Annotated in this window: 15 protein-coding genes and 2 pseudogenes; 15 read left to right on the top strand and 2 right to left on the bottom strand. The window is 58.5% G+C overall.

Going from position 1 to position 18,898, the window contains the following annotated elements:
- Positions 1 to 22 precede the first annotated feature (22 nt).
- The 9 genes and pseudogenes from HA48_RS16635 to ybiX all read left to right on the top strand — a co-directional run bounded on the left by HA48_RS16635 (position 23) and on the right by ybiX (position 10,126).
- The gene (locus HA48_RS16635; protein WP_162288102.1) at positions 23 to 1,081 is read left to right on the top strand and encodes a branched-chain amino acid ABC transporter substrate-binding protein; all 1,059 of its coding nucleotides are present in this window, start codon (positions 23 to 25) and stop codon (positions 1,079 to 1,081) included.
- A gap of 81 nt (positions 1,082 to 1,162) precedes the next feature.
- Positions 1,163 to 2,076: pseudogene (locus HA48_RS16630) on the top strand (ABC transporter permease subunit).
- Between the two features lie 10 nt (positions 2,077 to 2,086).
- The gene (gene livM, locus HA48_RS16625) at positions 2,087 to 3,370 is read left to right on the top strand and encodes a high-affinity branched-chain amino acid ABC transporter permease LivM (RefSeq protein ID WP_128602318.1); all 1,284 of its coding nucleotides are present in this window, start codon (positions 2,087 to 2,089) and stop codon (positions 3,368 to 3,370) included.
- A pseudogene (locus HA48_RS16620) lies at positions 3,363 to 4,237 on the top strand (ABC transporter ATP-binding protein). Before livM ends, HA48_RS16620 begins: the two are co-directional and overlap by 8 nt.
- Positions 4,238 to 4,288: 51 nt before the next feature.
- On the top strand, positions 4,289 to 4,969 hold the full coding sequence (locus HA48_RS16615) for an ABC transporter ATP-binding protein (RefSeq protein WP_128602317.1): 681 nt from the start codon (positions 4,289 to 4,291) through the stop codon (positions 4,967 to 4,969).
- A gap of 120 nt (positions 4,970 to 5,089) precedes the next feature.
- Positions 5,090 to 6,502: an EmmdR/YeeO family multidrug/toxin efflux MATE transporter gene (locus HA48_RS16610; RefSeq protein ID WP_128602316.1), complete on the top strand. Its 1,413-nt coding sequence runs from the start codon at positions 5,090 to 5,092 to the stop codon at positions 6,500 to 6,502.
- Between the two features lie 105 nt (positions 6,503 to 6,607).
- Positions 6,608 to 6,778: a hypothetical protein gene (locus HA48_RS22085; protein ID WP_158086974.1), complete on the top strand. Its 171-nt coding sequence runs from the start codon at positions 6,608 to 6,610 to the stop codon at positions 6,776 to 6,778.
- A gap of 336 nt (positions 6,779 to 7,114) precedes the next feature.
- On the top strand, positions 7,115 to 9,397 hold the full coding sequence (locus HA48_RS16605; protein ID WP_128602315.1) for a catecholate siderophore receptor Fiu: 2,283 nt from the start codon (positions 7,115 to 7,117) through the stop codon (positions 9,395 to 9,397).
- Positions 9,398 to 9,448: 51 nt separating this feature from the next.
- Complete coding sequence (ybiX, locus tag HA48_RS16600; RefSeq protein WP_128602314.1) at positions 9,449 to 10,126, top strand: PKHD-type hydroxylase YbiX; 678 nt, start codon at positions 9,449 to 9,451, stop codon at positions 10,124 to 10,126.
- Between the two features lie 18 nt (positions 10,127 to 10,144).
- Here the strand turns inward: ybiX and lsrK are convergent, their stop codons facing one another.
- Positions 10,145 to 11,734, bottom strand: coding sequence for an autoinducer-2 kinase (gene lsrK, locus HA48_RS16595; RefSeq protein ID WP_128602313.1), 1,590 nt, complete (start codon positions 11,732 to 11,734; stop codon positions 10,145 to 10,147).
- 65 nt (positions 11,735 to 11,799) lie between these two features.
- Positions 11,800 to 12,774, bottom strand: coding sequence for a transcriptional regulator LsrR (gene lsrR / locus HA48_RS16590; RefSeq protein WP_128602312.1), 975 nt, complete (start codon positions 12,772 to 12,774; stop codon positions 11,800 to 11,802).
- 231 nt (positions 12,775 to 13,005) lie between these two features.
- Between lsrR and lsrA the strand changes: the two genes are divergently transcribed.
- From lsrA to lsrG, 6 genes are read left to right on the top strand one after another with little or no spacing between them, the layout of a single operon-like run.
- Positions 13,006 to 14,550 carry an autoinducer 2 ABC transporter ATP-binding protein LsrA gene (lsrA, locus tag HA48_RS16585; RefSeq protein WP_128602311.1) on the top strand — a complete coding sequence of 515 codons (1,545 nt, stop codon included), beginning with the start codon at positions 13,006 to 13,008 and terminating at the stop codon, positions 14,548 to 14,550.
- Positions 14,550 to 15,614: an autoinducer 2 ABC transporter permease LsrC gene (lsrC, locus tag HA48_RS16580; protein ID WP_128602310.1), complete on the top strand. Its 1,065-nt coding sequence runs from the start codon at positions 14,550 to 14,552 to the stop codon at positions 15,612 to 15,614. The genes lsrA and lsrC overlap by 1 nt, the downstream gene beginning before the upstream one ends.
- Positions 15,614 to 16,636, top strand: a complete 1,023-nt coding sequence (gene lsrD / locus HA48_RS16575; protein WP_128602309.1) for an autoinducer 2 ABC transporter permease LsrD — start codon at positions 15,614 to 15,616, stop codon at positions 16,634 to 16,636. The genes lsrC and lsrD overlap by 1 nt, the downstream gene beginning before the upstream one ends.
- Positions 16,637 to 16,649: 13 nt before the next feature.
- The gene (lsrB, locus tag HA48_RS16570; RefSeq protein ID WP_128602308.1) at positions 16,650 to 17,666 is read left to right on the top strand and encodes an autoinducer 2 ABC transporter substrate-binding protein LsrB; all 1,017 of its coding nucleotides are present in this window, start codon (positions 16,650 to 16,652) and stop codon (positions 17,664 to 17,666) included.
- Positions 17,667 to 17,695: 29 nt separating this feature from the next.
- Positions 17,696 to 18,583 carry a 3-hydroxy-5-phosphonooxypentane-2,4-dione thiolase gene (gene lsrF / locus HA48_RS16565; protein ID WP_128602307.1) on the top strand — a complete coding sequence of 296 codons (888 nt, stop codon included), beginning with the start codon at positions 17,696 to 17,698 and terminating at the stop codon, positions 18,581 to 18,583.
- Between the two features lie 2 nt (positions 18,584 to 18,585).
- The gene (lsrG, locus tag HA48_RS16560) at positions 18,586 to 18,876 is read left to right on the top strand and encodes a (4S)-4-hydroxy-5-phosphonooxypentane-2,3-dione isomerase (protein WP_128602306.1); all 291 of its coding nucleotides are present in this window, start codon (positions 18,586 to 18,588) and stop codon (positions 18,874 to 18,876) included.
- Positions 18,877 to 18,898 lie beyond the last annotated feature (22 nt).

Below are 18,898 nucleotides of genomic sequence, written 5' to 3'. Positions count from 1 at the left end.
GGTGATTGCAGGTTGTTTAAGCATGGCGTTTTATGCCCAGGCTGACATAAAAATCGGTGTCGCCGGTCCGTTCACCGGCCCGAATGCAACGTACGGTACGCAGTACTGGAAAGGTGCCAGCCAGGCTGCGGCGGATATCAACGCCGCCGGTGGCATCAATGGCGAAAAGATTGTGCTGGTACAGGGCGACGATGCCTGTGAGCCCAAACAGGCGGTGGCGGTGGCTAACCGCCTGGTCGATCAGGACAAAGTGATGGCGGTGGTCGGGCACTTCTGCTCCTCCTCAACCATGCCCGCTTCCGAGGTCTATGACGAGGCCGGTGTGCTCTCCATCACGCCAGGCTCAACCAATCCGCAAATTACCGAGCGCGGGATGAAAACCCTGTTCCGGATGTGTGGGCGTGACGATCAGCAGGGCAGCATCGCGGCCAGCTACATGCTCGACACGCTGAAAGCGAAGCGAGTGGCCGTGATCCACGATAAAGACACTTACGGTCAGGGGCTGGCGGATGCCACGAAGGCGGCACTGGAGAAGCGCGGCGTTAAAGAGGTGCTGTATGAAGGGCTATCGCGCGGGGAGAAAGATTTTAACGCGCTGGTGACGAAGATTGGCGCGGTGAAACCGGATGTCGTCTATTTCGGGGGCTGCCATCCGGAAGCGGGGCCGCTGGTGCGCCAGATGCGTGAGCAGGGCGTCAATGCCGCCTTCTTCTCCGGCGACTGTATCGTCACGGAAGAGCTGGTCACCGCTGCCGGGGGTCCGCAGTTCACCAAAGGCATCTACATGACCTTTGGTAACGATCCGCGAACGATTGCCGCCGGTAAAGCGGTGATCGACAAATTCCGCGCCAGCGGATTTGAACCCGAGGGCTATACGCTGTATGCCTATGCCTCCATTCAGGCGCTGGCCGCGGCCTATAAAGCTGCAGGAAAAGACAACGATAAGGCCAGTGACTGGCTGAAATCCAATAGCGTCGATACCGTCATGGGCAAAAAGGCCTGGGATGACAAAGGCGATCTCAAAGTCTCCGATTACGTCGTCTACCAGTGGGATGACAAAGGCAAATATCACCAGCTGTAAATCCATCCGGCGCCCCGTGAAACGCGGGGCCTGTCGCATCCGGGTACGTATCGCACGCGCCCTTTACCTGCGAGATTGATTATGGACGCTTTCTTCTTACAGCAGCTGATTAACGGCCTGACGCTGGGCGCGGTATATGGCTGATCGCCATTGGCTACACCATGGTGTACGGCATTATCGGTATGATCAACTTCGCCCACGGCGAGGTCTATATGCTCTCCGCCTACCTCTGCGCTATCGGGCTGGCGCTGCTGAGCTTTTTCGGTATTCACTCTTTTCCGCTGCTGATCTTTGGCACGCTGCTGTTCACCATTATCGTTACGGCGCTCTATGGCTGGACCATCGAGCGTATAGCGTACCGCCCCCTGCGTAACTCCACGCGCCTTGCACCGCTGATCTCCGCGATTGGCATGTCGCTGATTCTGCAAAACTATGTCCAGCTCAGCCAGGGGCCGAATCAGCAGGGGATCCCTACGCTGCTGAGCGGCGTATTGCGTATGGAGCTCGCGGGCGGCGTGGTACAGATCACCTGGACCAAGATATTTATCCTCGTGGCAGCGTTTTGTGGCATGGCGCTACTGACCTGGATGATCCGGTGCACCAAACTGGGGCGCATCTGTCGGGCGGTGCAGCAGGATCGGCGGATGGCTGCGATCCTCGGTATCAATACCGATCGGGTTATCTCGCTGGTGTTTGTGATTGGGGCGGCGATGGCGGGGCTGGCCGGCGTGCTGGTGACCATGAACTATGGCACCTTTGATTTCTATGCCGGCTTTATCATCGGTATTAAAGCCTTTACCGCTGCGGTACTGGGCGGCATCGGCTCGCTGCCGGGCGCCATGCTGGGCGGACTGCTGCTGGGGGTGGCGGAGGCGCAGTTTGCCGGGCTGGTTAACTCCGATTACAAAGATGTGTTCTCATTTTCACTGCTGGTGGTGATTCTGATTTTCCGTCCGCAGGGCCTGCTGGGTCGGCCGCTGGTCGCTAAAGTGTGAGGAAGCCCGAATGAATGCAATGACGCAAAGTATGCGCCTGCGCCAGGCGCTGCGCGATACGCTGCTGGCCGGGCTCATCGCGCTGGTGGTATTTGGCCCGATTGTCGGCGTGGTGCTCAAAGGATACAGCTTTACCCTCTCGCCGCTGCGGGTGGCGGTGCTGGTGGCCATTGTCATGGCCGGGCGTTTGCTGCTGAGCCTGTTTTTGCAAACCGGGGCAGGCGCGCGCTTTATCCGCAAATTTGAAAGCAGTGACGACGGCGTCTACGTGCGCGAGCCCGGCTATCGGTCACGCCTGCGCTGGATCGTGCCGCTGCTGCTGATCGTCGCCCTGGCGTTCCCGTTTCTCTCCAGTAAATATCTGCTGACCGTGGTGATACTCGGGCTGATCTATGTGCTGCTGGGGCTGGGGCTCAATATTGTGGTGGGGCTGGCCGGACTGCTCGATCTCGGTTACGTCGCGTTCTACGCCATCGGCGCATACGGTCTGGCGCTCGGCTACCAGTATTTGGGTCTCGGTTTCTGGAGCATGTTGCCGATTGCAGCGCTGCTGGCGGCGTTTGCCGGCGCGCTGCTGGGATTTCCGGTGCTGCGCATGCACGGTGACTATCTGGCGATCGTCACGCTCGGCTTCGGTGAGATTATCAGGCTGGTGCTGAACAACTGGCTCGCCTTTACCGGCGGTCCCAATGGCGTATCGGTACCGCCGCCCACGTTTCTCGGACTGGAGTTTGTGCGACGCGCGCGCGAAGGCGGGGTGCCGTATTACGAGTTTCTGCACCTCGATTACAACCCCAATATGAAGTTCATCTTTATCTATGTGGTACTGGTTCTGGTGGTGCTGCTGGTGCTGTTTATTAAGCATCGGCTGACGCGAATGCCGATTGGTCGCGCGTGGGAAGCGCTGCGTGAAGATGAGGTCGCCTGTCGTGCGATGGGGCTCAATCATGTGCTGGTCAAGCTCTCGGCGTTCATGCTCGGGGCCTCAACGGCGGGCATCGCCGGCGTGTTTTTCGCCAGCTATCAGGGCTTTGTTAACCCCACCTCCTTTACCTTTTTTGAGTCCGCGCTGATTCTGGCGATTGTGGTGCTGGGCGGGATGGGCTCAACGCTCGGTGTGGTGCTGGCAGCCTTTGTGCTGACGGTTGCGCCCGAGCTGCTGCGCAGCTTCGCCGAGTACCGCGTGCTGCTGTTTGGCATGCTGATGGTGCTGATGATGATCTGGCGTCCGCGCGGGCTGGTGCGGACCGCGCGCGTGGGCGTGCCGCTGCGTAAAGGGGTGCGCCATGAGTGATGCCATCCTGCAGGTCGAGCACCTGATGATGCGCTTTGGCGGCATTAAAGCGCTCAATGATGTCAGTCTGGCGGTTGAGCGCGGGTCGGTCACGGCGCTGATCGGGCCCAACGGCGCCGGTAAAACCACCGTGTTCAACTGCCTGACCGGATTTTATCGCGCCACCGGCGGCTGCATTACGCTCAACGCCAACCAGCGCAGCACCGATGTGATGCAGATCCTCGGGCAAAAAATCCACCCCACTGACTGGCTACATCCGCACCGGCTGGGATCGCGCGTCTGGTACAAAATGTTTGGCGGCGCGCATCTGGTGAATCGCGCCGGGCTGGCGCGCACGTTTCAGAATATCCGGCTGTTCCGTGAAATGTCGGTCATTGAAAACCTGCTGGTGGCGCAGCACATGCGGGTGAATCGCCAGTTACTGGCGGGCGTACTGAATACCCGAGGTACCGTGAGGCGGAGAACCGCGCGCTCGATCGCGCCTTCTACTGGCTGGAGCGGGTTGATCTGGTTGCCAGCGCTAACCGGCTGGCCGGAACGCTCTCGTACGGGCAGCAGCGCCGGCTGGAGATCGCCCGCGCAATGTGCACGCAGCCGGAGTTGATCTGCCTGGATGAGCCGGCAGCCGGACTGAACCCGGTCGAAACGGAAGCGCTCAGTGAGATATTGCACCGGCTGCGCGCCGATCACCGTATCAGCGTCCTGCTGATTGAGCATGACATGCCGATGGTGATGCGCATTTCAGACCATATCGTGGTGCTTGATCACGGTGATGTCATTGCTCAGGGCACGCCACAGCAGATTCGTCACGATCCGAAAGTGATCGCCGCGTACCTGGGTGCAGAAGAGGAGAACGACCATGGCTAATCCGATGCTGGCCTCGAACAGGTTGACGTTTTCTATGGCCCGGTACAGGCGCTGAAGCAGGTGTCGCTGACGATTAATGAGGGGGAAACGGTGGCGCTGATTGGCGCAAACGGCGCGGGGAAATCCACGCTGCTGATGTCAATATTTGGCCAGCCGCGCATCGCCAGCGGTGAGATTCGTCTGCGCGGTGAAGCCATCAGCCAGCGCTCAACGCACTTTATTGCCGCCAGCGGCATCGCGCAGGCGCCGGAGGGACGGCGTATTTTTCCGGATATGACGGTGGAGGAGAATCTGCTGATGGGCACCATTGCCATTGGCGAGCGCTATAGCAAACAGGATAAAGAGCGTATGTATCAGCTGTTTCCGCGGCTGCTTGAGCGGCGTAAGCAGCGGGCGATGACGCTTTCAGGCGGTGAACAGCAGATGCTGGCGATTGCGCGCGCGCTGATGAGCCGGCCCGGCCTGCTGCTGCTGGATGAGCCGAGTCTTGGCCTGGCCCCGCTGGTGGTAAAGCAGATCTTCAGCATCCTGCGCGAGCTGACGCAACAGGGAATGACGCTGTTCCTGGTCGAGCAGAACGCCCGGCATGCGCTGCAGCTGGCGGATCGCGGTTATGTGATGGTCAACGGGGAGATACGCCTGAGCGGCAGCGGCAGCGAATTACTGAATAACGATGAGGTGCGCAGTGCCTATCTGGGCGGTGCCGCGGTGCCGGCGATAAAAAGTTTGTAATAATGATTAACTGGCGGCGGCAAACACTTTGCATAATTGTCAGTCACCTATCATCATTATTACTCCTCTTCTTATTCCCGGCAATTTGGTACTCCCTTGCAAAATCCTGGCGTAGCAGTGATGCGTGCGGTAAGAAACACGCCGTGGTATCCCAAACGGCGTGCTTACCGCACGCTGTTCTGGCGTGAAATTACTCCGTTAGCGGTGCCCATCTTTATCGAAAATCTGTGCGTCATGCTGATGGGCGTGCTCAGTACTTTCCTGGTCAGCTGGCTGGGTAAAGAGGCGATGGCGGGCGTGGGGCTGGCTGACAGCTTCAACATGGTGATTATCTCTTTCTTCGCCGCCATCGATCTGGGTACCACGGTGGTGGTGGCATTTAGCCTGGCAAAGCGCAACGGTAAACGCGCGCGTGCGGCGACGCGGCAGTCGCTTGGGCTGATGACTATGCTGGCTTTCGCGCTGGTCATCGCCATCGAAATCTGGGGGCATCTGATTATCGATGTGATCGCCGGCAGCGCGGAGCCGCAGGTCAAAGAGCTGGCGCTGAGCTATCTGCAAACCTCGGCGTGGAGCTACCCGGCGGCGGCCATTGCGCTGATTGGCAGCGGCGCGTTGCGCGGCGCGGGTAATACTAAAATCCCCATGCTGATCAACGGCGGCATGAACATCCTGAACATCGTGATCAGTAGCGTGTTGATCTACGGTGCGCTGGGCTGGGAAGGGATGGGCTTTGTCGGGGCCGGACTTGGGCTGACGATCTCACGCTATATCGGCGCGGCCGCGGCCCTCTACGTGCTCTATCGCGGTATTACGCCAGCGCTGAAAATTACGCTGGCCAGCTACTTTCGGCGCTGGGACCGCAACATTCTGATGGAAGTGCTGGGCATCGGCGTGCCGGCCAGTATTGAATCCGTGCTGTTTAACGGAGGAAAATTACTGACGCAGATCTTTGTTGCCGGTATGGGCACCAATGAGATCGCCGGTAACTTTATCGCCTTCTCCATTGCGACGCTGATCAACCTGCCGGGGAACGCGCTGGGGTCGGCCTCCACCATTATTACCGGCAAGCGGCTGGGCCGGAATCAGGTGATGCAGGCTGAGCGGCAGATAAAACATGTATTCTGGCTGGCGATGATTGGGCTCTGTACGCTGGCCCTGATTACCGTGCCGCTGGCGGGCACGCTGGCGAAGTTCTACACCCGCGATCCGGAAGTGATTGAGGTCACCAAACATCTCATCTGGCTGAACGCCGCCTTTATGCCGATCTGGACGGCATCCTGGGTGCTGCCGGCCGGACTCAAAGGCGCACGCGACGCCCGTTACACCATGTATGTCTCCATGTTCAGTATGTGGGGCGCGCGCGTGGTTGCCGGCTATCTGTTGGGCATTGAGCTGGGAATGGGCGTCATCGGGGTGTGGCTGGGGATGTTCCTTGACTGGACGGTGCGCGGTATCTTCTTCTGGGGCCGCCTCACCAGCGGTAAGTGGCTGAATAACTATCGCCGCATGCTGGCGAAGAGTGGGGGATAGCCGCAGCTGATATGCATAATGTGATTATCCAACGCACAACTTCTTGTTTGGCTAATCACAGGGCGTGCGTTCTACTGGCAGGGTCCATCCTTTCCGGAGAAGCTGATGATGAAAAAGATCCTGCAGCAGTGGTTTTCCCGACTCACTGCCACCCGCGGAGCGCCGGCAGGTCAGCCTGAGTATGATCTCAGCAAGCATATCGACCTGCTCATCCCGGTTAGCCAGCTGTACGGTATTGAGTTCCACCCCTCGGTCTGGCGCTACTATGATCGATAGACGTGTGCCCCGGCTAATACGCTACAGCTACTGGAACGAGCTATGCGCTTTCCGTTAAAACCCGCTTTATGAAGGCGGGTTTTTTTATCTCTGCTCTCCATCCTCTGATCGCTTTTAACCCATTCATTCAACTGTATTGATTATGTAATGTTTACGTAAAGAAAAGTCTTTCCAGTCTGCAGAGCTCATGTAAGAATATAAAGGTAAATGATAACCATTGGCATTATCATTTGGGGGTTATCCCGGAAATATGCCGTTATTCAGGGCTGTGCCTGAATATCAATCTGGCAAGGGATAATGCGCGCATCAATAACGATAAGAAATTTACCTTTTAACATGGATAATAATCGCCCGCTGCCGTTTGGCAGCTTTAATTCATTGACCCTGTTTACCGGGCTTTGCATTGGTATTTCACCGGCTGCTGCTCTGGGAGCAGACGGTTCAGGCAAAAATTCTGATGATACGCTGGTGGTTGAAGCGCGTACGCCTTCGCTGTATGCGCCGAACGCGTCTGCCGATCCCAAATTTACCCGTCCGCTGGTGGATACGACTCGCACCATGACGGTGATTCCTGAGCAGGTGATAAAGGATCAGGGGGTAAATAACCTCACCGACGCGCTGAAAAACGTGCCCGGCGTGGGCGCCTTTTATGCCGGCGAGAACGGCAACTCGACCACCGGCGATGCGGTCTATATGCGCGGCATCGATACCTCAAACAGTATTTATGTTGATGGCGTGCGTGATATTGGCAGCGTCACGCGTGATACCTTCAACACGCAGCAGGTGGAAGTGATCAAAGGGCCTTCCGGCACCGATTACGGGCGCAGCGCACCATCGGGCTCAATCAATATGATCAGCAAACAGCCGCGTCTGGATACCGGGCTTGATGCTTCGGTCAGCGCAGGCAGCGCGTGGATGCGTCGTGGCACGCTGGACTACAACCAGGCCATTAATGATAACGCCGCGTTTCGTCTCAACCTGATGGGCGAGAAAACCCATGATGCGGGCCGCGACCACGTACAAAACGAGCGCTATGGCGTGGCTCCTTCGCTGGCGCTGGGGCTGGATACCGCAACGCGTTTATATGTTAACTATCTGCACGTGCATCAAAACAATACGCCGGACGGTGGCATCCCTGTTATCGGTTTGCCGGGCTATTCCGCGCCATCGGCCGCCTATGCTGCGCTGAACAATTCGGGCAAGGTGGCGACCAGTAACTACTACGGCACAGACTCCGATTTTGACAAATCCACTACCGATAGCGCCACGCTGCGTGTTGAACACGATCTGAGTGAGAACACCACGCTGCGTAACACCACGCGCTGGTCGCGGGTTAAGCAGGAGTATCTGTTAACGGCAGTGATGGGCGGTGCCAGCAATATCACGGCGCCAAACGATGATGTGGGCAGCTGGAGCTGGTCGCGGCTGGCAAACACTAAGGACATTAGCAACCGTATTCTGACGAACCAGACCAACATCACCTCAAAATTCATGACCGGCGCGGTGGGGCATGATGTGAGTGCGGGCGTGGAGTTTACGCGGGAAAATCAAACTACTTACGGTGTGAACGCGCTGACGCCACCGGCGGTTAATATCTATCACCCTGTCAGCAGCATCTCGTCAGGCGGCCTGAACCGCAACGGGGCCAATGCCAATGGCCAGACGGATACCTTCGGCATCTATGCGTTTGACACGCTGGCAATTGGCGATCGTCTTGAGCTTAATGGTGGGATTCGCCTCGATAATTACCACACCGAATATGACAGCGCCACGGCCTGTGGCGGCAGCGGACGCGGCGCGCTGGCTTGTCCGGCGGGTCTGCCACGCAACACGCCGGTCACTACCGTGGATACCGCGAAATCCGGTAATCTGGTGAACTGGAAAGCGGGCGCGCTCTATCGCGTAAGCGAGCAGGGCAATGTGTATGTTAACTATGCGATTTCACAACAGCCGCCGGGTGGCAGTAGCTTTGCACTGGCAGCGGGCGGAAGCGGCAACAGCGCAAACCGCACAGATTTCAAACCGCAAAAGGCTAAATCGGGTGAGGTGGGCACCAAGTGGCAGGTGCTGGATAAGCGCCTGTTGCTGAATGCTGCGCTGTTCCGCACCGATATCGAAAATGAAGTGACCGCCAACGACGATGGCACTTACTCGCAAACCGGCACGAAGCGCGTGGAAGGGTATGAGCTCTCAGCCACCGGGAATCTTACCCCGGACTGGCAGATCATTGCCGGTTACACGATGCAGCATGCCTCGGTAAGGGAAGGCGCAAGCGTGGCGCAGGATGGATCTTCCGCGCTGGCCTATACCCCGAAACATGCCTTCACGTTATGGACGCAGTATCAGGCCACCGATGCGCTGTCGGTGGGCGCGGGCACGCGTTATATCGGCAGCCTGCGTCGCGGCAGCGATGGTGCAGTCGGTACGCCCGATCATACCGAAGGCTATTGGGTAGCTGACGCGAAGCTGGGATACAAGGTGAATAACAATCTTGATCTGCAGCTTAATGTCTACAACGTTTTCGATACCCACTACGTTGCCTCAATCAACAAGAGTGGCTACCGCTACCATCCGGGTGAGCCGCGGACCTTCCTGTTGACGGCGAACGTGCATTTCTGACGATCACGCGTGGGGCCATACTGCCCCACGCTTTATGGCGAGAACACCGTAATGATGTACCATATTCCTGCTGTGCTGACGCCAGAACAGGTAGCGAGTTTTACCGCACAACTGCAACAAGCCACATGGATTGACGGCCGTGCCACGGTGGGTAGCCAGGGCGCGACCGTAAAGAACAATCAGCAAATTGATACGCGTACGCCGCTGTACGATCAGCTGCAGGCTGCGGTTCTGCAGGCGCTGAACACTCATCCGCTCTTCTTCTCTGCTGCACTGCCGCGCACCCTTTCCACGCCGCTGTTCAACCGCTATCAGCAGGGCGAGACCTATGGTTTTCACGTGGATGGCGCCGTACGCCACAATGGCGCGGCGGGCTGGATGCGCACCGATCTCTCGGCCACGCTGTTCCTGTGTGAGCCGGAAAGCTATGAGGGCGGCGAGCTGGTGATTGAGGATACCTATGGTCAGCATAGCGTGAAGCTGCCGGCCGGCCATCTGGTGCTGTATCCTGCCAGCAGCCTGCACTGCGTCACGCCGGTGACGCGCGGCACGCGCGTGGCCTCGTTCTTATGGATTCAGTCAATGGTGCGTGACGACAAGCAGCGCGCCATGCTCTTTGAGCTGGACCGCAACATTCAAAGCCTGCGTACGCGTCACGGCGACAGTGAAGAGCTCCTGTCGCTGCTCAACATGTATCACAATCTGCTGCGCAGCTGGACAGAAGTGTAACCCGGCGCCGCGGCAGCCTTACAGCCCCGGCGCTTTCCACAGGGAGGTGGTTAACGCCCTGTCGACTAACCCAAGCTGGTCTGAGTAAACGGCCTGCCAGTTACGCTTTTGCAACTGATAGATTTCATGATTTGACTCATCGGGCTGATACTCGCGCTCCCAGCGCACCAGAGATTCACCGGTTTCGGCGAGCGAAGCGTAGACGCCCGCCGCCACGCCAGCGGCAATTGCGCAGCCCAGCGCAGTGGCTTCTTTCACGACCGGCACACTGACTGGCATCCCGGTTACATCACTGAGAATCTGGCACCACAGCTTGCCTTTTGCACCGCCTCCGGCAAACACCAGCGATTTAGCGCGCACGCCAGAGAAATCGGCAATCAAATCCAGGTTGCAGGCCGAGACAATCGCGGCGTTCTCCTCCAGGGCGCGGAACAGGGTCTGTTTATTACAGCGTTCCGGATCAATCGACAAATTGATGAAAGAGGGCGCGGCGTGATACCAGTTTTTGAAATGCATCGCATCGGAGAAGATCGGCGTGACGCCCCACGAGCCAACAGGCACGCGGGCGGCCATCTCCTCCAGCAGCGAATAGGTATCAATCCCTAAACGCTGCGCGATGAGCTTCTCTTCAGAGCAGAAGGCATCGCGGAACCAGCGCATGGTCAGGCCGGTGAAGAAGCTGATCGACTCGGCTTGCGCCATGCCGGGGATCACGTGCGGGTTGATACGAATATTCATCTCCGGGTCAGTCACCGGCGCCGGCAGGTTAACCACTTGCTGCCAGAAGGTGCCGCCCAGCACGGCGGTCTGCCCGGCGTGTACCACGCCCAACCCCAGCGTGCCGAGCTGTACATCACCGCCACCCATGCCCACGGGCGTACCGGCCTGCAGGCCGCTGGCCGCTGCTGCTGTGGCGGTGACGGAGCCCAGGCGGGTGCCGGTTTCGGCAACCGGAGAGAGCATATCCGCGCGCAGCCCGGCCATGTCGAGCAGCGCCGGACGCCAGTTGCGCGTGGCAAGGTCTAACATGCCGGTGGTGCCCGCGTTGGAAGGGTCAACCGCCAGCTCGCCACACAGCATATAGGCCAGCCAGTCGCTGATCATGGTGACAGTCGCGGCCTGGCGATAAATATCCGGGCGGTGATGTGCCAGCCATAGCAGGCGCGGCATGGCGCTGAGCGCCAGCGTCTGGCCGGAGCACTCATACACTTCGCGCTCAAAGGCAAAGTCGTGAATCTCCTTGAGCTCGGCAACTTCGCGGCTGGCGCGCGCATCGACATTGGCGCAGGCCCAAATAGGTTCACCGGCTCTGTTATAGAGCACGATACCTTCGCGCATAGAGCAGGCGGCGACAGCGCGAATACGGGCGGCGGGGATCCGGGCGTCATGCAGGGCCTGACGAATACACTGGCAGGCTAACTGCCAGTTTTTGCTCAAATCAAACTCCATCGAACCGGGTACGTCGGGCACCGCCAGGTGGATCCACTCGGCCTGTCCCGCCGCTATTTGCTCGCCTTCAAGATTGAAAATCACCGCGCGGATGCTGCCCGTGCCGGCATCCAGCGCCATCAAATACGCATCCTGTTCTGTTGCAGATGATGTGCTCATTGTCGCCCCTCATAACGGTTTAGTCGGTACCCGCTACCGCCGCCACGCCGAACACAACATGCGCGTTAATCGAGCAGCGCCAGCATTGCCTGCGCCGTGCTCTCTTCGGTAACCAGTGCGTTGATGCGTTTACCCTTCAGCGCCGCGACAATCGCCTCGGCTTTCTCCACCCCGGCGGCCACGCCCAATACGGTGGGAATATTGGCTAACTCCGCCGGTGAGACGGCGATCAGCTCATCGTGAATCGCCATGTTCTCCGCCAGCTCGCCGTTGCGCTGCATGAAGTAGCCGAGAATATCGCCGACCGCGCCTTTACGGCCGAAAATCAGCTGTTCGCCTTCGCTGATATAGCCGGAGCGCAGGATCGTCGCATCGTGCCTCTGGTTCAGCGAGCCGATACCGACAATGGCGATATCGGCTGCGCACGCAGCCAGCATCACGTCATGCACATTGCGCTCCTGGCGAAAAATCGCCGCGACGCTGGCGGACGAAGCCCGGAGCGGCGCGGGAATAATGCTCACGCCACAGGCCGCGTCGAGCTGGCCGATGCCCGTCATATAGGGGCCGACGCCACCGGAGAGCGTGACCATGCGAATCTGCTGCGAACTGATAAACCCACTTAAATGCTGCAGGGTGCTCATCGCTGTTTCACCAAACCCCACTGCCAGCAGCTGATCGGGCTTGAGCAGGGTCATCAGCATATGGGCGGCCCCCACGCCCAGGCGGCTGCTCAACACACCATCCGCCAGGTGCGGTAACACGCGGATATGCTGCAGATCAAAGCGCTCCAGCAGGGTATTTTCCAGCGCCAGGCACCCCTCGAAACGCGAATTAATCTGTACGCGGATCACTCCCGACTGGCGGCCTTTTTCCAGTAAACGCGAAACTTTCAGACGCGTCAGCCCCAGCCGGTCACCGATCTCATTTTGTGTCAGGCCGTCGTGGTAGTAGAACCACGCGGTGCGCGCTAACAGCTCTTCTTCGCCCATGCCATATTCCAGTGGGATAGTCAGGTCGGACTGAGTTGCTTTATCATTCATAGTGAACACTTATAAAAATATAAATCAATTGTTCGTTAACAAATTGATGTTAACTGTGACGGAGACGGCAGAACAAGAAGGATTGCCGCCTGAATCATAACGCACATGGCATGGATTGAACAAACTGTGATCGCTGCTCAGGTTTTATCCACTGACGCAGACTAGGCTTCTGAACATTATTAAATAGTGAAAACATTTGTTCATAAAGAGCAGCTCACTCAGAGGCCATGCATGCACACAGACTCCCTCAATGCGTTATTACAGGTATCCGGTGTCAGTAAAGGCTTTTCCGGCGTAGCGGTACTGAAAAATATCGACTTTACCCTGCATAGCGGTGAGATCCATGCGCTGCTGGGCGGCAACGGCGCGGGAAAATCAACGCTGATGAAGATCATCGCCGGCATTGAGGTGGCGGATAGCGGAGCGCTGTGCCTGAATGGCCAGGTGCAAACCGGTATGACGCCCGCCAGAGCTCATCAGGCCGGGATCTATCTGGTACCGCAGGAGCCGATGCTGTTCCCCAGCCTGACGGTAAGGGAGAACATTCTGTTCCGGTTGCCGGCTCATCAGGCCAGTGCTGACAAGCTGAAACAGCGCCTTGAGCAGCTGGGCTGCACCTTACCCCTCAGCGCGCTGGCCGGCACACTCGACGTCGCCGACCAGCAGTTGGTTGAGATTTTACGCGGGCTGATGCGTGATGCGCGCTTATTGATCCTCGATGAACCGACGGCGTCGCTAACGCCGGCGGAGTCTGCCCGGCTATTTACGCAGGTTAAGCAACTGGCTGCGCAGGGCGTGGGCGTGGTGTTTATCTCACATAAGCTGCCCGAAATTCGCCAGATTGCTGACCGCGTCAGCGTGATGCGTGACGGTAAGATTGCCCTCAGTGGCACACTCAGCGAGCTTGATAACAACCAGCTGATTCAGGCCATTACCCCGCAGGCGGCTGAAGCGGCGCTGACCGCTGAACAGACGCTCTGGCTGGATCTGCCCGGTTCGCGGCGCACTGGTGCGGCCGGTACGCCAGTGCTACAGGTGGAAGAGCTGACTGGCGAGGGGTTTATCGATATCTCCCTGACGGTGCATGCCGGAGAGATTGTCGGGCTGGCCGGCGTGGTGGGAGCCGGACGCACTGAATTAGCCGAAACGCTGTATGGGCTGCGCGCGGCGCGGGCCGGGCAGGTGTGGCTGGCGGGCCATGACATTAGCTCGCTGAATACCCGGGCCAGACTTCAACAGGGGCTGGTCTATTTGCCCGAGGATCGGCAGTCCTCTGGCTTATATCTTGATGCGCCGCTGGCATGGAACACCACGTCGCTGACGTTCAACCGCGCCGGCTGGTGGCTTAACCCTAAGCGCGAAGCCGCCGTACTTGAGCGCTACCACCGCGCGCTGGGCATCAAATACTCCCACGGCGAGCAGCATGCTCGCACGCTCTCCGGCGGCAATCAGCAAAAACTGCTGATTGCCCGGTGTCTTGAGGCAGCCCCCACGCTGCTGATTGTTGATGAGCCAACCCGTGGCGTGGACATATCCGCCCGCGCCGACATCTACCAGCTGCTGCAGAGCGTGGTGAAGCAGGGTGTCGCCGTGCTGCTGATCTCATCTGATATGGATGAGATTGAAGCGCTGGCGGACCGGGTCTTTGTTATGCATCAGGGGGAGATGAGTGGCGAACTGCGCGGTGACGATATCAACGTTAACGGCATCATGCATATCGCCTTTGGTAATGCGCACCGACCCGAGCCAGCCGGTGCCTCAGAGGGGGAAGCCTGATGCTGAGACTGATTCAGAATAACCGTGAACTGACCGCGCTATTGGCGATTGTTGTGCTGTTCGGCCTGCCCGGCGCGATAGACAGCCACGCGTTTAGCTTCCAGACGCTGGGGATGATTTTCGGCAGCGCGCAGATCCTGATGCTACTGGCGATGGGGGCCACGCTGGTGATGCTGACCCGCAACATTGATGTGTCGGTAGGATCGATTACCGGCCTGTGCGCCGTATCGCTGGGCATCTTGCTGAATAGCGGCGTTGCCTTGCCGCTGGCCTGTCTGGCGACACTGGCGGTAGGGGGCGCGGCGGGCTTATTTAACGGGGTTCTGGTGGCCTGGCTACGGATCCCGGCGATTGTCGCCACCCTGGGTACCCTGGGATTGTATCGCGGTTTGATGCTGCTGCTGACCGGCGGCAAATGGATAGAGGGGTTGCCGGCTGAGCTGAAAATGCTTTCGGTGCCGCGGATAGTGGGCATCTCTCCGTTGGGGTTGCTGGTCATTATTCTGCTGTGCGCAATGTTCTGGATGCTGTCACGTACGGCATTTGGCCGCAGCTTCTATGCCGTCGGCGACAATCTTCAGGGCGCACGCCAGCTGGGCGTGCCGGTGAACCGCATCCGGATTCTGGCTTTTGGTATGAATGGCTTGATGGCGGCGCTGGCCGGAATTGTTTTTGCCTCGCAGATTGGATTCGTCCCGAACCAAACCGGCAGCGGGCTGGAGATGAAAGCGATTGCCGCCTGCGTACTGGGGGGAATCAGCCTGCTTGGTGGCACAGGCAGCATTGTTGGTGCCGTGCTGGGGGCCTATTTTCTGACCCAGATCGACAGCGTGTTAGTCCTGCTCCGCCTGCCCGCGTGGTGGAATGATTTTATCGCCGGCGTCGTGTTGCTGGCGGTGCTGGTGTTCGACGGGCGTTTGCGACAGGCGCTGGATAAAAATCTGCGCCGCCAGAAGTACGTCCGTTTTCAGCCGAAGGCGGCGGCGGTCAGCAGAGCCAGCACGAAACCGCCGGCACCGCGCACCTCCCGACGTATGAACGCCAACAAGAGCGGGGTGTTGTGATGAGCCATCTGAAACGTTACGGCTGGGAAGGGGCACTGCTGGCTCTGCTTGTGGTGGAGGTGCTGTTGTTCGGCTCGGCTAACCCGCGCATGCTGGACATTAACACGCTGCTGTTTAGCACCAGCGATTTCATCACTATTGGCATCGTAGCACTGCCGCTGACCATGGTGATTGTGAGCGGCGGTATCGATATTTCATTTGGTTCAACCATCGGGCTGTGTGCCATCGCGCTGGGGGTACTGTGCCAGACGGGCGTACCGCTGCCGCTGGCGATTGGCCTGACGCTGACGCTGGGTGCGGCCTGCGGCCTGCTCAACGCTGCGCTGATCCTCTACACCGGCGTAAACCCGCTGGTTATCACTCTGGGAACGCTATATCTGTTCGGCGGCAGTGCGCTGCTGCTCTCAGGACTGGCAGGTGCAACAGGATTTGAAGGCATCGGCGACTTCCCTCAGGCTTTTACTGACTTCGCGAATCAGGTGGTACTGGGTCTGCCCATGCCCCTGCTGATTTTCCTCCTGGCGACGCTCTTTTTCTGGGCCCTGATGCACCGCACGCGCACGGGCCGCAATGTCTTCCTGATTGGGCAAAACGCCCGGGTGGCGCGCTATGGCGCACTGCCCGTCAGCCGCACCCTGTTCGCGCTTTATGGCATGACCGGGCTGGCCTCGGCAGTCGCGGCGATCGTGATGACCTCCTATTTCGGCTCGGCGCGCTCGGATCTTGGGGTCTCGTTACTCATGCCCGCTATCACCGCAGTCGTGCTCGGCGGCGCGAATATTTATGGCGGCGCTGGCTCGGTGCTCGGCACGGCGCTGGCAACCTTACTCATTGGTTATTTGCAACAAGGGCTGCAGATGGTCGGAATTTCCAGTCAGGTCTCCAGCGCACTCTCCGGCGCGCTGCTGATTCTGGTGGTCATTGGCCGCTCTGCCAGCCTCAACCGAGGCCTGCTTCGCAGTGTCTTCCAGCGCGTATACCGCCGCTGGTCTGCGTCTTCTGCTTCTTTGACCCCGAAATAATGTGGAGTGAATGATGAAAAGAACCGCGTGGAAAGACCTTTTCGCTGTCAGCGCACTCGCCATGATGTGCGCCAGTGTACAGGCGGCAGAACGCATTGCTTTTATCCCGAAGCTGGTGGGGGTGGGCTACTTCACCAGCGGCGGCAATGGCGCCATGGCGGCCGGCAAAGCGCTGGGTGTTGATGTGACCTACGACGGTCCGACAGAACCCAGCGTCTCGGGGCAGGTGCAGATGATTAACAACTTCGTCAATCAGGGTTATGGCGCCATTGTCGTGGCGGCAGTCTCACCCGACGGCCTCTGCCCGGCCCTGAAACGCGCGATGCAGCGCGGCGTGAAAGTGCTGACCTGGGATTCGGACACTAAACCAGAGTGCCGCTCAATTTACGTTAATCAGGGCACCCCGCAGCAGTTGGGTTCCATGCTGGTGGATATGACAGCCAGCCAGGTCACCAAAGAGCGCGCTAAAGTGGCGTTTTTTTACTCCAGCCCGACGGTAACTGACCAGAACCAGTGGGTAAAAGAGGCAAAAGCCCGCATCGCCAAAGCGCATCCCGGCTGGGAGATCGTCACCACGCAGTATGGTTATAACGACGCTACCAAGTCGCTACAAACCGCCGAAGGCATCATGAAGTCGTGGAGCGATCTCGATGCCATCATCGCGCCGGACGCCAACGCCTTGCCAGCGGCGGCGCAGGCGGCAGAAAACCTCGGACGTAAAGATATCGCCATCGTCGGCTTCAGTACGCCAAACGTCATGCGGCCTTATGTCGAACGCGGAACTGTAAAACAGTTCGGACTGTGGGACGTGGTGGCACAGGGCAAGATCTCGGTATACGTCGCCGAACAGTTGCTGAAGAGGGGCGAGCTGAACGTGGGCGACAAGCTGACGGTGCCAGACATCGGTCAGGTTGCTGTTTCACCCAACAGCGTACAGGGCTACCAGTATGAAGCCAAAGGTAACGGCATCGTTCTGCTGCCGGAGCGCGTGGTATTCACCAAAGACAACATCGGTAAATACGATTTCTGATATGAACGTCACTGTAAGGAGAGCTTGAGATGGCTGATCTGGATGACATTAAAGACGGCAAAAATTTTGGTGTGGGTACGCCGCAAAGCCACAGCGCATTCTTTCTTAAAGGCAGCGGGGCGCTGGACTGGGGCATGCAGTCGAGGCTGACGCGTATTTTCAGGCCAGCCTCCGGGCGCACCGTTATGCTGGCGTTCGATCACGGCTACTTTCAGGGGCCAACCACTGGCCTGGAGCGCATCGATCTCACTATCGCGCCGCTGTTTGAACACGCAGACGTGTTGATGTGTACGCGCGGCATTTTGCGCAGCGTGGTGCCCGCCGCCGCCAACAAACCCGTGGTGTTACGCGCCTCCGGCGGGAATTCGATTCTGACTGCGTTATCGAATGAAACGGTCGCGGTGGCCATTGAAGATGCGCTGCGCCTGAATGTGGCCGCCATGGCCGCGCAGATCTATATCGGTAGCGAACATGAGCATCAGTCGATCAAAAACATTATTCAACTGGTGGATCACGGCACCCGCTACGGTATGCCAACCATGGCAGTGACCGGCGTTGGGAAAGAGATGGCGCGCGATCAGCGTTACTTCTCGCTGGCGACCCGCATTGCCGCCGAGATGGGGGCACATATCATTAAAACCTACTACGTAGACAGCGGTTTCGAGCGGGTCGCCGCAGGCTGTCCGGTACCGATTGTGATCGCCGGCGGCAAGAAGCTCCCCGAGCGCGAGGCGCTCCGGATGTGCTTCGAAGCGATCGATCAGGGTGCATCCGGCGTGGATATGGGGCGCAATATTTTCCAGTCCGAATCGCCGATTGCTATGTTAAAGGCGGTACAGGCAGTGGTACATGACAACGCCAGCGTCGACCACGCCTGGCAGCTGTATCTTGATGAAAAAGCGGCGTCACAGGAGTAATTATGGAAGTCACACTCGTTGAAATTAATGTCAAAGCCGATAAGGTCGATGAATTTCTGGAGGTGTTTCGCGATAACCACGAAGGGGCAATTAAAGAGCCGGGTAATCTGCGATTCGATGTGCTGCAGGACGAACAGGAGCCGACCAGGTTCTATATTTATGAGGCTTATGTCGACAGTGACGCCGTCGCCGCGCATAAAAAAACGCCACACTATCTCAGGTGCGTTGAGGCGCTGGAGGCGATCATGACGGGTCCGAGAAAAAAGACCGGTTTTAAAGGGATCTTTCCCTGAGCGTTGTCGCGCCTGAAGCAAA

Source organism: Pantoea wallisii, from assembly GCF_002095485.1.
GTDB lineage: Bacteria > Pseudomonadota > Gammaproteobacteria > Enterobacterales > Enterobacteriaceae > Pantoea > Pantoea wallisii.
This window is presented reverse-complemented; position numbering and strand designations above follow the sequence as displayed.